The sequence below is a fragment of the Flavobacterium plurextorum genome, assembly GCF_024638035.1.
In the GTDB taxonomy this organism is placed as follows: domain Bacteria; phylum Bacteroidota; class Bacteroidia; order Flavobacteriales; family Flavobacteriaceae; genus Flavobacterium; species Flavobacterium plurextorum.
This window is the reverse complement of the sequence record NZ_CP100442.1, coordinates 1977629-1992602: the sequence shown is the minus strand read 5'-3', so window position 1 is coordinate 1992602 and position 14974 is coordinate 1977629. Positions and strand designations below refer to the sequence as shown.

Genomic DNA, 14974 nt, shown 5'->3' with positions numbered 1-14974 from the left:
GGTACAAAAATGTACCTTTGTTTTAAATTTTTTGCAAATGTTAAAAAAAGGATCCAAACTAAATAGTATTTTAACAGGAAGTTGTCCAAAATGTCAAAATGAGAGCATGTATTCAGACAAAAATCCGCTTCATTTGACTAATGTTCTAAAAATGAACGAGAATTGCAGCCATTGCGGTTTCAAATATCAAATAGAACCTTCATTTTTTTATGGCGCAATGTATGTTAGTTATGGTTTAAATGTTGCCGTAGGAATTGCTGCTTTTATTGTTTCTTTTGTATTTTTTGGAGCCAATATAGAGCAGTCTTTTATAGCGATAGTTATTACACTAATTCTATTATTTCCGTTTGTTTTACGACTTTCCAGAAATTTATACATTAACATGTTTGTTTCTTATGATCCAGAAACAAATCGAAAATAATCTATTTTCTCTTTTTATAAAATCGCTGAATATCTATTGTAGGATCTAATGGTTTTTTGTTTTCGATAAAATCAAATAAATCTTTAGCCATCGCAGGACCTAACATTACACCGCGTGTACCCAGACCATTTAACAAATGAAGTGATTGATGTTTGTCATGTGTTCCTATAATGGGACGCCTGTCGCGAACAGTTGGACGAACACCTCCAAAATGAGAAACAATTTCGAAATCACAATTGATAATTTCCTTAATTCGTTCGACTAATTCTGTCTTGCCTTCTTCCGTTGGCAGATCTGTTTTGTCTTTCCAATTATAGGTTGCTCCTACTTTATATAAATGATCGCCTAAAGGCAGAATAAAGACACTGGTGTTTACAATTACATCTAAATCAAGTTCTGGTGCTTTTATAATCAAAAGCTCTCCTTTAGTGCCATCCAAAGGCAATTCTTGAAAAAACGGATTTGCATGAAGTCCAAAACCTTCTGCAAAAATTACATTTTTTGCTTGATACTCTTTATATTGAACTGAATTATCATTAATTATTAGTTTTGAGTAATCAAAAGATTCTTGCAGCAACAAATCACTTTCTAAAAGATATTCTTTGTATTTATCTAATAAAAGAGAAGTATCAACATAACCTGTATGCAAAACTTCGCCGTAATCAAAAGGAGAATCTATGCCAAAATATTTTGTAAAGATTAAATTCGTTGAAAGAAATGGTGCTAAAAGAGGCTTATCTGAAGCTGCAAACCAATTATTTTGCTCTTCTATCGAGAAAAATTTTCTAAGAATTGGGAGTTTAAAATTAAATTTCGCTTTTAGTTTAGTCTCAATATGATTATAAAAATCTTCCATTAATACTAACTGCTCCTCTGCCTTCCAAACCTCGCTAAAACGCTTCAAAATAACTGGATTATACAATCCTCCCGCAACTCGGGATGAATTTTGAGAGTTATCACTAATTACTAAAATAGACTTGTTGTTTCTAAGTGCAATCTCTGCAAATGAAATTCCTGCCAAACCAGATCCAACGATAATATAATCAAACATGTTGTTGTATAGATAAGATAAAAAAACTCTTACTACAAAGATAGTAAGAGTTTCGTTTATAATTTAATATTAGAAAATTAGTAGTTCCACATATCTTCTTCGAAATTTCGTATTTTCTCTTTTACTCTTTCAGACTCTAATAATTGCTCTTGAGCATTATTTTTCATGTAATCTTTTATTTCACGATCACCATACATATTTTCTTCTTTATAAATTATAGAATTAAAACGTCTAGAATTTAAAACCTGATCAAATGAAATTGGTGCCGCCGAGTTTTTATCATTAAAAGCTTTTGCTTGATTTAGAACATCTCGAGCATTTGGAAAAAACACCCAGAACAATTCGATATAATCTTTTTCGTCGCTATTCATAGTATAAACATCTGGAGTTACAGGACAAATTCCAAGTAAGCGATACTTCAATTCACTCTGACGTTTATCAAAATACCAATACCCTTTAATCTTGTACTGTGTAACATCAGCAGCGGTAAGATCTTGCTTTAAGATATATTCAGCAGGAACAGTTCTTGTTGGACCTATTGTTTGGTCTACATAAGAAACAACTTTTTTCTTACCAGTACCTGTAACAACTTTTTTCTTAACGACACGCGATTTATAATCATCTGGATACTGATTAATAAGTTCTCTACCTGCGTCTGTAGTATCAACGCGAGTCAAAGAGCCTTCAATGTCTTTCATTGATTTTTTGGTATTAAAATAACTATCAGAATACACTTCTGTTATTTTACCTTGTCTGATCGCTTTTGTCAAAACATCATAAAGTGAACGTCTTTCTGGACCAATGTTTGCGGTATCTACAGGAAAATAAAATGGAAAATTGATTTTTTCATTCAAATCAATAATCTCCCATGTCGTCTTCCCCATCAATACATCACGATCATCTACATAACCGTAAGATAATGGTTTATCATTATCTGAAATCAACCTTCCAGGAGATTTTTGCCCAATTTGAGCAACTGTCTTAGCATTAAGCAAATTTGATTGTGCGTTTGAAGCAAAGCTTCCCACAATAAAAACAAACACCATTAAAAATCTTGTTACTCTCATCATAATTTAATTATAAGACGTTATAACGCAAAAATACGAAGTTTGTTGTTATTTTTCCTACAACTCGTTAAAAAATTATTTCATCCTCAAAAAAGGCAGAATTTAAAGAGGCATAAATAGTAGTTAAAATAAAAAAACTCTTACTACAAAGGTAGTAAGAGTTTTTCTTAAAATTTAATATAGATACTTAATAGTTCCACATATCTTGCTCGAAGTTACGAATCTTCTCTTTTACTCTTTCAGATTCTAACAATTGATTTTGAGCATTATCCTTCATATAGTCACTGATTGCTCTGTCTCCATATAAGTTCTCCTCTTTGTAAACAACTGCGTTAAAACGACGAGAATTTAGTATCTGATCAAATGAAATTGGCAATGCCGAATTGTTATCATTGAAAGCTTTTGCTTCATGCAGCGCTTCACGAGCATTCGGGAAGAAAACCCAAAATAATTCGATATAATCCTTTTCGTCACTATTCATTGTATAAACGTCTGGCGTTACAGGACAAATTCCAAGTAAACGATACTTCAATTCACTTTGACGTTTGTCAAAATACCAGTATCCTTTAATCTTGTATTGCGTAACATCAGCAGCAGTTAAATCTTGTTTCAAAATATATTCTGCAGGTACAGATCTTGTTGGACCAACTGTTTCGTCTACATAAGAAACAACTTTTTTCTTACCAGTACCAGTAACAACTTTTTTCTTAACGACACGTGTTTTATAATCATCCGGATATTGGTTGATTAATTCTCTACCAGCATCTGTTGTATCAATACGAGACAATGCACCTTCGATGTCTTTCATAGACTTTTTAGTATTGAAATAACTATCGCTGTACACTTCAGTTATTTTACCTTTTTTGATAGCTTTCGTCAAAACGTCGTAAAGCGAACGTCTATCTGAACCAATATTAGCTGTATCTATAGGAAAGTATAATGGAAAATTGATTTTTTCATTTAAATCAATAATTTCCCAAGTAGTTTTTCCCATCAAAACATCTCTATCGTCCACATAACCATAAGCTAATGGCTTATCGTTATCAGAGATAAGCTGAGCAGGAGTTTTAAGTCCAATTTGGGCTGGTGTTTTCGCGTTAAGCAAATTAGATTGCGCATTAGAAGTTAAACCTCCAGCGATAGAAACAATAGCTATTAAAAAATTTCTTACTTTCATCGTGGTATCATTATAAGATATTGAATGTAGTTTTCACTACTTATATTATTGTATTTCGTAAATTACCGGAGCAGTTCTTGGCAATAAATAACTACCAGCTCCAACAAGTTTAGTTTTAATTTCAGAAATAGTAACTTGGTCTCCTTTACCAGCTCTAGAAAGAACTTGTTTACATTGAGCATTTAATCTGTTTCCGCTTACAACAACCGTAGGCTGTCCAGCAATTTTCATATTAAATCCTACAACATCTAAACCAACTTCAAAATCAAAATCAAGTAATTTAGCTCCAATAGTAGCAATTTCTAAGTTAGATTTAGGTCCTTTTACAACACCCATCTCGCCTCTAATTGTTCCTGTTGGACCAGGAATACCCTTAATTCTGAAAGTTTTCTTATCAGAAACTTTATCTCCATTTGGTAATGTTCCTGTTACAGAAATTGTAGCTTCTGTACCTGAACCTGGATTCATGTTATATTTTCCCGGTTTACCAGCTGATGATAATCCTGGGGCGCTAGCTACAACTTTATTATCAGCAACACCTGCGAATGATACAGAGATTGGATTAACAACCCCTCTATATACAACATTCATTTTATCAGCAGAAATTGTAGCAGAATTTGGGCGAGGAACAACAACGTAAGTTCCGTTGAAAGGTAACTTGATTGGTTTACCATTTTCCATAAAATTGAAAGAACCTCCAATTTTTTGTTCTCCAACACCACCAGCAGTCATTTCTAATACTGCTTGTCCATTCACTAATTTACCAGGACCTTGAAATCCGCTAAACTGAGCATTTGGGTCGTATTTTCCTAAAACTACTTTACCAGTAACTTTTTCTCCCTGGAAATAAGCATTTTTATCTAAAACTACGATAGCTTCAAATTTGCTGTATGAAGATTCATCAACAGCCGCTTTTCCTAAAGCACGGTTGTAGACATCCGCTTCAATTTTATTCACATCATTTTGCCAAGCAGAAAGTTTAGCGGCAGATGCAATTGCAGGAAAACCTTTAAAATGATAAGCTAAGTATTTTTCTTTTATACCTTCTTTGTTTTTTACGTCTGAAACATCAAATTTCTTAGAAACCTCATTAGAAATATCGGCATATTTAGATCCTAAAGCAGCTTTCATATCTGCTTTATACTTTTCTATTTTTGCAATTATTTCATTACCTTTTGCAGTGTAACCGTCTCCTGTAAACCAGTCATCGATATTATCACCTCTGTCCATAGACTCGTAAGGTAATTTTCCAGTTTCTTCATCGATTTCAAAACCATTAATAGACTGTGCTTTTAAAGTGCCTATGTAAGCATAAAAATCTTTTGAAATCGTTTGTACTTTATGTGCAATACCTGCAGCCTCAGTAAACTCTCCTTTAGATTCAGATGCTTTTAAATCTAAAGTTTTTAACAAATCTCCATTTGTTTTAACTGAAGAAGTGTTTGCTGCTTCAAATTTTTCGTTCATCAAACCAAAAGCAGATATAACTTCTTTTGATACGTTCATTGCTAACATTGCGATGAAAACCAGATACATCAGGTTAATCATCTTCTGTCTAGGGGTTAATTTTCCTCCTGCCATTTTTTCTAATTAGTTCTTATTAATAAATTTAATATAATAGTCAAAAACTAATTATCCTTTGTTACTCATTGCAGAAAGCATACCACCATAAACACTGTTTAATGAAGCAATGTTTGCAGTCATAGATTGCATTTGTTCTTTTAATTTAGAAGCATTTTCAGCAATTTCGCTATTTGCTTGTGCGTTTCTTGAAGCACTTTCTAATTGTACTTTATATAAACTGTTTAATGATTCCATTTGAGCCGCAGCCATAGACATTTCTTCTGCATATTTCTTTTGTCCTGCGATAGAATCAACTGTTGGAGAAATTGCTTTTGCAGCTCCTTCAAAGTTTTTAATGCTGTTTCCTAAGCTTGACATTAACTCACCGTCAATTTTAGCTTCTTTCAACATTGCATCTAATTTTTGAGATAGTAATCCTTGGGCATCAGTTGGAGTTTCTACTTTCTCAGCTTTCTTTCTCGCTTGACCATTAGCTAATTCAGGATAAACAAGAGTCCAGTCTAGTTCATCTTCAACTGGTTCAAAAGCAGATAATGCAAAAATTATTGCTTCAGTAACCAATCCAATTGAAAGCATAACAGTTCCTGTTAATGGTCCCAATTCAAAGTGAGTAATTTTGAATAAAGCTCCAATAATTACTACTGCCGCTCCCATACCATAAGCGAAATTCATTGCTTTTTTACTTAATAATGCCATAATTCTTTTTTTTAGGTTTTAATTTAAATAGATTCGATTTGGATTTGTATTGATTTTAATTGTAATATACTATTTCTTTTTACCGGTTCCGTTTCCAGTTACTTGAGTTCCCATGTAATCTTGTACAGTTCTGAAACCAATATAACTTCTTGCTGAATCAGCGTATTCGTGATCACGTGTACTTACCTGTAGGAAATAAGCAACGTCTTTCCATGAACCACCACGAACAACCTTTCTTTGATTGTTTCCATCAATTACGTTAGGATTCATTGTAGAAACATACTCGTATGCATTTGGATTATAAGCTGAATCTGTCCACTCTGAAACGTTTCCTGCCATATTGTATAATCCGTAACCATTAGGATCGTATGATTTTGCTTCAACTGTGTATAAAGCTTCGTCAGCTGCATAATCTCCTCTGTTAGGCTTAAAGTTTGCTAAGAAACAACCTCTATCACTTTTAGTATAAGGACCTCCCCAAGGGTAAGTTGCAGACTCAAGACCACCTCTCGCAGCATATTCCCATTCTGCCTCTGTTGGCAATCTGAATGCATTAACTAAATCACGTCCTTTTTTCTTTGATTTGATATATCCATTTTTGTTTAGTGTTCTCCAAGCACAAAATGCTTTAGCTTGTTTCCAAGTTACACCAACTACTGGATAATCACCATAAGCTTTATGCCAGAAATAATCATTATGCATTGGCTCATTGTATGAATAAGCAAAATCTTTAATCCAAACTGTAGTATCTGGATAAACGCTTACCTGCTCTGTTTTAACAAAGTCTTTTCTTTTTCCAACTTTAGCTTTTGCTGCAGCTTGAATATCCATCCAAGAATAACGGAATTTCAATTTATTTACATCAATTGTTCTTAAACCATTGTATGATTCTTCAATAGGCAAATACATAGAATCCATTACCTCAGCATAATACTCGTCTGGATAAGCTTTTGTATCTTTTATTAACTTAATTTTTTTGTTTAATTTTCTACCAGCATACGGATCATCTTTTGTTCCTACACTATAATAATTATCATACATATATTTATCATAAGCAGTCATTTTATCCGGCTCAGAATCATTAAATGCATAATCAGCGATGCTTCCGCCTTTACTGCCTTTACCACCAGTACTTTTTTGACCAGTTTCATCAGCTAAAATAGCCAAACGAACTCTCATTGTCGAATCTTTTACCCATTCTACAAATTGACGATACTCACTGTTAGTAATCTCAGTTTCATCCATATAGAATGAACGAACCGTTACTGATTTAGTTGGAGCATCTTCTACATTAGCTAAATCAGCATCTGATTTACCCATAATAAAAGATCCACCCGGAACCAATGTCATTCCGTAAGGCTTTTCAGGATGCCATTTCCCTCCTGTAACACCAACCAACTCACCTTTGTCTCCTGACTTACCACAGCCAATTACTAGTGTTAACATTGCTGTAAATGCAATAAACTTCTTCATATAAATTTGGGATTATCTATTCATTATTATAGTTCGTAAACGTATTTATTATTTATCTAAAAAACAATACTACTCGCGAAATTTATTTTATCGTTCAAAAATAATGTTAAATAAAATAAAAAAAAAATATTTTATCGACAAACTAACCGAAAAAATCGACGTAAAACACGTTTTTTTACCATATATAAACCTTATCTTACTAAAAAATATTCTGCAATATTTTGTAATTCAAAAAAATTAAGAATTCTATTGAATTTTCGTTCTATAAAGCATTTTTTCGCTGTGCTTTCCACCATCTTTCTGGCAATTCTTGGTTGCAAGCACTCAAATATTCTTCATACGAACATGGTAATAACGTATTTCTTTTCAGTTTATTGCTGCCATTTGTTTCAAACGGAATTTCTATCCACCATCTGTCCGTTTTATCACTTTTATAGAAAACCAACTCTTCTTCTTCTAAAGGCACAATATACTTTAAGTAATTTGTTCTGCTGCCAAACGGATATTCTTTTGAACGATAATGATATCCTTCAATAAAATACCAAACAATTTGTGCGATAATAGGCGATTCCTGCGCTGTACTATTATGATTAAAAATTCCAAATGAAGAAACTTTATCACTAATTCCGGCATATCTAGCCAAAGCACAAATTTCTTTTCCGTTAAAACCATTTGGCTCAAAAGTAACAACATTACCTGAAGCAGAAGACTTAACAGAATTTAGATCAATACTCACTAAATCAGCATCTCTAAACACAGGTTCGGCCAGCGTAATTTTATTAGAGATTTCACCTAAACGATAAGAATCAAAAAATAACTTCTCGATTAAATCAATTTCTTCTTGTGAGTTATAATACGTTTGATAACCAATATTACAGTAGTTAAAAAGGTTATTTGGTGCGTCAATAATAATCTTAGTCAGATAAGAATTAGCTGAAACAAGCTCATTTTCTTTACCAAAATCAAATCTATTATCTACAGAAACCAAATTCACCATTTGCTCTAAATCATCATAAGCACGATATAAAGCATAGGTCAAATCTTGTGAACCTCCAAGGACTATAGGAATCACTTTATTCTTAATTAAAGTCGAAGTAACTTTTTTTACTGCAAAATAAGTATCCTCTACAGAATCACCTGCAAGAATATCTCCAAGGTCAGCTATAGAAGCATCCCAATTACCAGGAAACATTCCGTACAGTTTTTTACGAACCGCTGTAAGATTCACTTCATTTATCATATTGATATTTCGGCGGTCCTCAAGAACGCCGACAATAGCAATATTAATTTTATCAATATCTGGAAATTGATCCTGTGTATGCAACACAATTTTACTGCCGAGTTCTTGTGAAGACAATGAACTTATGAAATTTACTATGCTTTCATTTAACGGTTGTAGAAAATCAAATTCCATTTATTATTTCTTTTTAGCAGCTGGTTTTTTAGCTGGAGTTTTTTTAGTTGTTGCCGCTTTTTTCGCTGGCGCTTTTTTTACTGGAGTTTTCTTAGCAATCATTTCTTGAACTTCTGCCAATGTTAATTTTGTTGCATCAACATCTTTACTCAATTCAATTTTGATTTTACCTTTTGTAATTACAGAACGCCCCCAACGCGCTTTCTCAACCAAAATCCCTTCGTCTTCCCAATTGTGAAGTACTTTATCTATATTTTTTTGCAATTTATCTTCGATCAGTTCTTCAACATCAGCCTGAGACAAATTATCAAAATTGTATTTTTTGCTCACATTTACAAAAAGACCATTCCATTTAATGAAAGGACCAAAACGCCCCACACCTTTCTGAACAGGCTCTCCTTTATATACCGCAATCGGCGCATCAGCAAGTGCTTTTTCATCGATTAACTCTTGCGCTCTTTCTTTCGAAACTCCCAAAGGATCTTCTCCACGAGGCAATGAAATAAACACACTTCCGTGACGAACATAAGGGCCATAACGACCATTACTCACCTCTACTTCTTCTCCTTTGTACTCCCCTAAACTTTTAGGAAGCAAAAACAAATTCAAAGCTTCTTCAAGTGTAATATTTCCAATATTTTGATCTGACATTAAGCTGGCGAACTTTTTATCTTCGTCGTCAGCTTCTCCAATTTGAGCCATTGGACCAAATTTCCCTAAACGAACAGAAACTTGTCTTCCATCAGCATCTTTTCCTAGAATTCTTTCACCGCTTTCACGTTCAGCATTTGCCTCAACTTCTTTTACATTTGGATGAAATTTATTGTAGAAATCCTGCATCATTTTTGCCCAGTCAATATTTCCTTCAGCAATTTCATCAAAATCCTGCTCAACTTTTGCAGTAAAATTATAATCTAAAATATTTCCGAAGTTTTTAACCAAGAAATCTGTTACAATAGTTCCGATATCTGTTGGAACCAATTTTCCTTTATCAGAACCTGTATTTTCTTTTAAAACTTTCTCTCCTACTTTGCTGTTTTGCAAAGTAAGCTGTGTATAATTACGTTCTTGACCTTCAAGAGTTCCTTTTTCAACATAATTTCTATTGATAATTGTCGAAATAGTTGGCGCATAAGTAGACGGACGTCCAATACCAAGTTCCTCTAGTTTCTTCACCAAAGATGCCTCAGTATAACGTGCCGGCGGCCTTGAATATCGCTCTGTAGCTGTAATATAATTATTTGCTAGTTTTTCGTTTACTTTTAATGCAGGAAGCATTCCTTCTTGCTCTTCTTCATCGTCATCGTGACCTTCTAAATACACTTTTAAGAAACCTTCGAAAAGCAATACTTCTCCAGAAGCGGTAAAAATTTCACTGTGATTATCTGCTTCAATTTTTACGTTTGTTCTTTCTAACTGTGCATCACTCATTTGCGAAGCCAAAGTTCTTTTCCAAATCAAATCGTATAAACGAGCCTGATCACGATCAATATTTACAGTATGACGTGACATATCAGTCGGACGAATTGCTTCGTGCGCTTCTTGCGCTCCTTTATTCTTGTTTGCAAAAACTCTAGGTTTCGAAAACTCTTTCCCATATGATTTTATAATTTCAGCTTCAGCGGCATCCATTGCTTCTTTAGAAAGATTTACCGAGTCCGTTCTCATGTAAGTAATAAGTCCGGCTTCGTATAAACGCTGTGCTAACTGCATTGTAATTCCAACTGGTAAATACAATTTTCTCGCTGCTTCTTGCTGCAACGTTGAAGTTGTAAAAGGTGCTGTTGGAGATTTTTTGGTAGGTTTAGTTTCTAAATCTGCTACCTTATATTTAGAACCGATATTTTTATTTAAGAAATCTTCGGCTTCTTTTTTAGTATTGAAGTTTTTTGGCAGTTTTGCTTTAAAAGCTTTTCCAGCTTCGTTCACAAACTCGGCAACAATTGAATACGTTGCAACTGCATTAAAATTCTGAATTTCGCGCTCTCTCTCAACAATCAAACGTACAGAAACTGATTGTACACGTCCTGCAGAAAGTCCGCCTTTAATTTTTCTCCATAAAACTGGCGATAATTCGTAACCTACTAAACGATCCAGAACACGACGTGCCTGTTGTGCATTTACTAAATTATAATCAATTTCTCTTGGATTATCAATTGCTTTAAGAATCGCAGATTTTGTAATCTCATGAAAAACAATACGTTTCGTTTTCTTTTTATCTAGTTTCAGTTCTTCCGCCAAGTGCCAAGAAATAGCCTCACCCTCGCGGTCCTCATCGCTTGCTAACCAAACCGTTTCGGCATTCTTAGATAGTGTCTTAAGTTTACTTACCAAAGCTTTTTTATCTGGAGAAACTTCATATTTAGGTTTAAAACCATTCTCTACATCTACTCCTATTTCCTTTGATGGTAAGTCGGCTATGTGACCATAACTTGACTCCACCTGAAAATCGCTTCCTAGAAATTTCTCGATTGTTTTCGCCTTTGCAGGTGACTCCACTATTACTAAATTCTTTGCCATTGCTCTATTTTTCTGCAACAAAAGTATTTATTTTTTTTAAATATTAACCTCGTCAATTCATTTTTGAGTTATTTTAGTATTATGTTTCTTAAAATTGAAGATTTATCTGAACTATTCTTTATAATATATATAGGTGTAACTTTTACTATTCGATAACCGAGAAATATGCTTTTTATTTATGAGTTTAGACAACCATCTATATCCCTTTTCTACTCTCGAAATAGAACTATAATCTCCGAAAATTAAATTTGTTAATTCTTTCCCTGCCATCTTGTCATATTGACCGTATTTACGCTATCTTTGCACTTTGAATTTTTACAATGGAAAAGATTATTGAAGAAAGCAAACAAGGCGAAAATCTTGTTTTAGAAAATAAACCTGAGAATACTAAAAAACTTTTTATAGAAAGTTACGGCTGTGCGATGAATTTTTCAGACAGTGAGGTCGTAGCTTCCATTTTGTCTGATGGAGGATACAATACTACTTCAGTTTTAGAAGAAGCTGACTTGGTTTTGGTAAACACTTGTTCTATTCGTGACAAGGCCGAGCAAACGATTCGTAAACGTCTAGAAAAATACAATGCAGTAAAACGTATTAATCCTAAAATGAAAGTAGGCGTTCTAGGCTGTATGGCTGAACGTTTAAAAAGTCAGTTTTTAGAAGAAGAAAAAATAGTCGATCTTGTTGTTGGCCCTGATGCTTACAAAGATCTTCCTAATTTATTAGCGGAAGTTGAAGAAGGTCGTGACGCAATAAATGTAATTTTATCAAAAGAAGAAACTTACGGAGATATTTCGCCAGTTCGTTTAATGAGTAACGGAATCACTGCTTTGGTTTCAATTACACGCGGATGCGATAATATGTGTACATTTTGTGTTGTCCCTTTTACACGAGGACGTGAGCGCAGCCGTGAACCGCAAAGTATCATGGCTGAAATTCAGGATTTATGGAACAAAGGTTTTAAAGAGATTACACTTTTAGGCCAAAACGTTGACAGTTACCTTTGGTATGGCGGCGGTTTGAAGAAGGATTTTGTAAACGCTTCTGAAATGCAAAAAGCAACAGCTGTCGATTTTGACCAATTACTTGAAATGGTGGCTGTTGGCTTTCCTAAAATGCGTATCCGTTTTTCAACCTCGAATCCGCAGGATATGCACGAAAGTATTTTGCATGTTATTGCAAAGTATCCAAATATCTGTAAACACATTCACTTACCAGTACAATCTGGAAGCAATAGAATTTTAAAAGAAATGAATCGTCTGCATACACGCGAAGAATACATGACTTTGATTGATAAAATCAGAGCAATTATTCCAAATGCTTCGATTTCTCAGGATATGATTGCAGGCTTTCCAACCGAAACTGAGCAAGATCATCAAGATACAATGAGCTTAATGGAATATGTGAAATATAATTTCGGTTATATGTATTCGTATTCTGAACGCCCAGGAACTTTGGCAGGAAGAAAAATGGAAGATGATGTTGAAGAAGAAACTAAAGCTAGAAGATTACAAGAAATTGTCGATTTACAACAAAAACATGCATGGTTTAGAAGCGAAGAGTTTGTTGGACAAGTTGTTGAAGTTCTAGTAGAAAAAGTTTCTAAAAAATCAAAAGATGAATTCTCTGGAAGAAACTCACAAAGCATAACAGTGGTTTTCCCAAAAGAGAATTATAAAATTGGAGATTTCGTAAACGTAAAAATCACAAGCTGCACTTCAGGAACGCTAAAAGGTGAAGCTATAGGATTAAGCAGCATGAATTAATTTTTTTTTTGCCACAGATTAGAAGGATTAAAATGCTTTCTTTATTATTTTTCTTACTTTTAATCTAGCAATTAAAATATTTATGCAACATTATAGAGAGAATGAAACTTATACGATTATTGGCATTTGTATGGAAGTACACCGTAATCTTGGTCCTGGTTTACTAGAAGTAATCTATAAAGATGCTTTAGAAGTTGAATTAAAAGAAAACAATATTCCTTTTGAAAGAGAAAAGGAGTATTCAATTGAATATAAAGGCAGAATTCTACCTCATAAATTTTATGCAGATTTTGTTATTAATGAAGATATAATTTTAGAAGTAAAAGCGATTAAAGAATTTTCAACTGAACATATTGCTCAGATTTTGAATTACATAAAATTATCAAATTCAGAAGTAGGTCTTTTGGTTAATTTTCAAACCAAATCACTTCAATACAAGAGATATGTCATTTAAGTATAAAAATCTGTGTTAATCAGTTTAATCTGTGGCAAAAAAAAAACTACATGGAAACAGTTCAAGCAATAAAACAACGATTTGAGATTATTGGCAATGATCCAAAATTAAATCGCGCTATCGAGAAAGCCATTCAGGTTGCTCCTACTGATATTTCGGTAATGGTAACTGGAGAAAGTGGTGTTGGTAAAGAGAATATTCCAAGAATAATACACTCGCTTTCACACAGAAAGCACGGAAAATATATCGCCGTAAACTGCGGTGCAATTCCGGAAGGAACAATTGACAGTGAACTTTTTGGACACGAAAAAGGAGCTTTTACAGGTGCTACAAGCACACGTGAAGGTTATTTTGAAGTAGCTGATGGCGGAACCATTTTTCTTGATGAAGTTGGAGAATTGCCTTTGACAACTCAGGTTCGTTTGCTTCGTGTTTTAGAAAACGGTGAATTCATAAAAGTAGGATCGTCTCAAGTTCAAAAAACCAACGTTCGTATTGTTGCTGCTACCAACGTAAATTTATTTAATGCAATCGAAAAAGGAAAATTTCGTGAAGACTTGTACTATCGTTTAAGTACGGTCGAAATTACATTACCTCCTTTGCGTGAGCGCAATGACGATATCCATTTGTTGTTCAGGAAATTTGTGGCAGATTTTGCTCATAAATACAAAATGCCTCCTCTAAAATTAGATGATGATGCTGTAAATGTATTGCAAAAATTTAGATGGAACGGAAATATCCGTCAGCTTCGAAATGTAGCTGAACAAATTTCGGTTTTAGAAACCAACCGTGATATTTCTGCAGCCACTTTACAATCCTATCTTCCTGCCGAAGGAAGCAATCTGCCATCTGTAATAAGTGACAGTAAAAAAGAAAGTGATTTTAGTACCGAAAGAGATATTTTGTACAAAGTTCTTTTTGATATGAAAAGTGATCTGAATGATTTAAAAAAATTGACTCTAGAGTTAATGAAGAACGGATCTTCAAAAGTTCAGGATATTAATCCGAATTTAATTCAGAAAATATACGGTTCACAGGAAAATGAAAGTGAGATTGATTTTGAAGAAGAACCAAGAACTGCTGTTATGACTCCCGCAGGCCGCGAAGAAAATTATCAAATGCCGGAAGACAATTATTTGTTTGCTGAAACTATTGAAGAAGAAGAAATTTTACGCCTTGAACAGAAAGAAATCGAAATGATCAAAAAATCATTAGAAAAAAATAAAGGAAAACGTAAAGCTGCTGCTGATGAATTAGGTATTTCTGAGAGAACTTTATACCGAAAAATTAAACAATTTGATTTATAGTTTTAGTGCTGAGTCAAAAACACACCAAAACATTTTTAACGAAA

The 14974-nt window shown here is 33.7% G+C and carries 12 protein-coding genes; 4 read left to right on the top strand and 8 right to left on the bottom strand.

Annotated features, from left to right (window positions below; all coding sequences use genetic code 11):
* Nucleotides 1–37: 37 nt before the first annotated feature.
* Nucleotides 38–421, top strand: coding sequence for a DUF983 domain-containing protein (locus tag NLG42_RS08945; RefSeq protein WP_089053978.1), 384 nt, complete (start codon nt 38–40; stop codon nt 419–421).
* Nucleotide 422: 1 nt separating this feature from the next.
* On the opposite strand, the gene NLG42_RS08940 is transcribed toward NLG42_RS08945, so the two are convergent.
* From NLG42_RS08940 to topA, 8 genes are all read right to left on the bottom strand, one after another.
* On the bottom strand, nt 423–1472 hold the full coding sequence (locus NLG42_RS08940; RefSeq protein WP_257683516.1) for an NAD(P)/FAD-dependent oxidoreductase: 1050 nt from the start codon (nt 1470–1472) through the stop codon (nt 423–425).
* A 77-nt stretch (nt 1473–1549) separates the two neighbouring features.
* Complete coding sequence (porN, locus tag NLG42_RS08935) at nt 1550–2539, bottom strand: type IX secretion system ring subunit PorN/GldN (RefSeq protein ID WP_089058324.1); 990 nt, start codon at nt 2537–2539, stop codon at nt 1550–1552.
* 187 nt (nt 2540–2726) lie between these two features.
* On the bottom strand, nt 2727–3716 hold the full coding sequence (gene porN, locus NLG42_RS08930) for a type IX secretion system ring subunit PorN/GldN (RefSeq protein ID WP_089053981.1): 990 nt from the start codon (nt 3714–3716) through the stop codon (nt 2727–2729).
* Between the two features lie 45 nt (nt 3717–3761).
* Nucleotides 3762–5297, bottom strand: a complete 1536-nt coding sequence (gene porM / locus NLG42_RS08925) for a type IX secretion system motor protein PorM/GldM (protein ID WP_257683515.1) — start codon at nt 5295–5297, stop codon at nt 3762–3764.
* A gap of 51 nt (nt 5298–5348) precedes the next feature.
* Nucleotides 5349–5996: a type IX secretion system motor protein PorL/GldL gene (porL, locus tag NLG42_RS08920; protein ID WP_089053983.1), complete on the bottom strand. Its 648-nt coding sequence runs from the start codon at nt 5994–5996 to the stop codon at nt 5349–5351.
* A 69-nt stretch (nt 5997–6065) separates the two neighbouring features.
* Nucleotides 6066–7469, bottom strand: a complete 1404-nt coding sequence (porK, locus tag NLG42_RS08915; protein ID WP_089053984.1) for a T9SS ring complex lipoprotein PorK/GldK — start codon at nt 7467–7469, stop codon at nt 6066–6068.
* Nucleotides 7470–7731: 262 nt separating this feature from the next.
* Complete coding sequence (locus NLG42_RS08910) at nt 7732–8883, bottom strand: formimidoylglutamase (RefSeq protein ID WP_089058271.1); 1152 nt, start codon at nt 8881–8883, stop codon at nt 7732–7734.
* A gap of 3 nt (nt 8884–8886) precedes the next feature.
* Entirely contained in the window at nt 8887–11403 is a 2517-nt protein-coding gene (gene topA / locus NLG42_RS08905; protein WP_257683514.1) for a type I DNA topoisomerase, read from the bottom strand.
* Between the two features lie 320 nt (nt 11404–11723).
* Here topA and miaB point away from each other — a divergent pair, with 320 nt between their 5' ends.
* The 3 genes from miaB (at nt 11724) to NLG42_RS08890 (ending at nt 14930) form a co-directional block, all read left to right on the top strand.
* Complete coding sequence (gene miaB / locus NLG42_RS08900) at nt 11724–13169, top strand: tRNA (N6-isopentenyl adenosine(37)-C2)-methylthiotransferase MiaB (protein WP_099720199.1); 1446 nt, start codon at nt 11724–11726, stop codon at nt 13167–13169.
* 82 nt (nt 13170–13251) lie between these two features.
* Nucleotides 13252–13623: a GxxExxY protein gene (locus tag NLG42_RS08895; RefSeq protein ID WP_099720200.1), complete on the top strand. Its 372-nt coding sequence runs from the start codon at nt 13252–13254 to the stop codon at nt 13621–13623.
* A gap of 50 nt (nt 13624–13673) precedes the next feature.
* Nucleotides 13674–14930 (top strand): sigma-54 interaction domain-containing protein, encoded by a 1257-nt coding sequence (locus NLG42_RS08890; RefSeq protein WP_089058323.1) that lies wholly within the window; start codon nt 13674–13676, stop codon nt 14928–14930.
* The last annotated feature ends 44 nt before the right edge of the window (nt 14931–14974 follow it).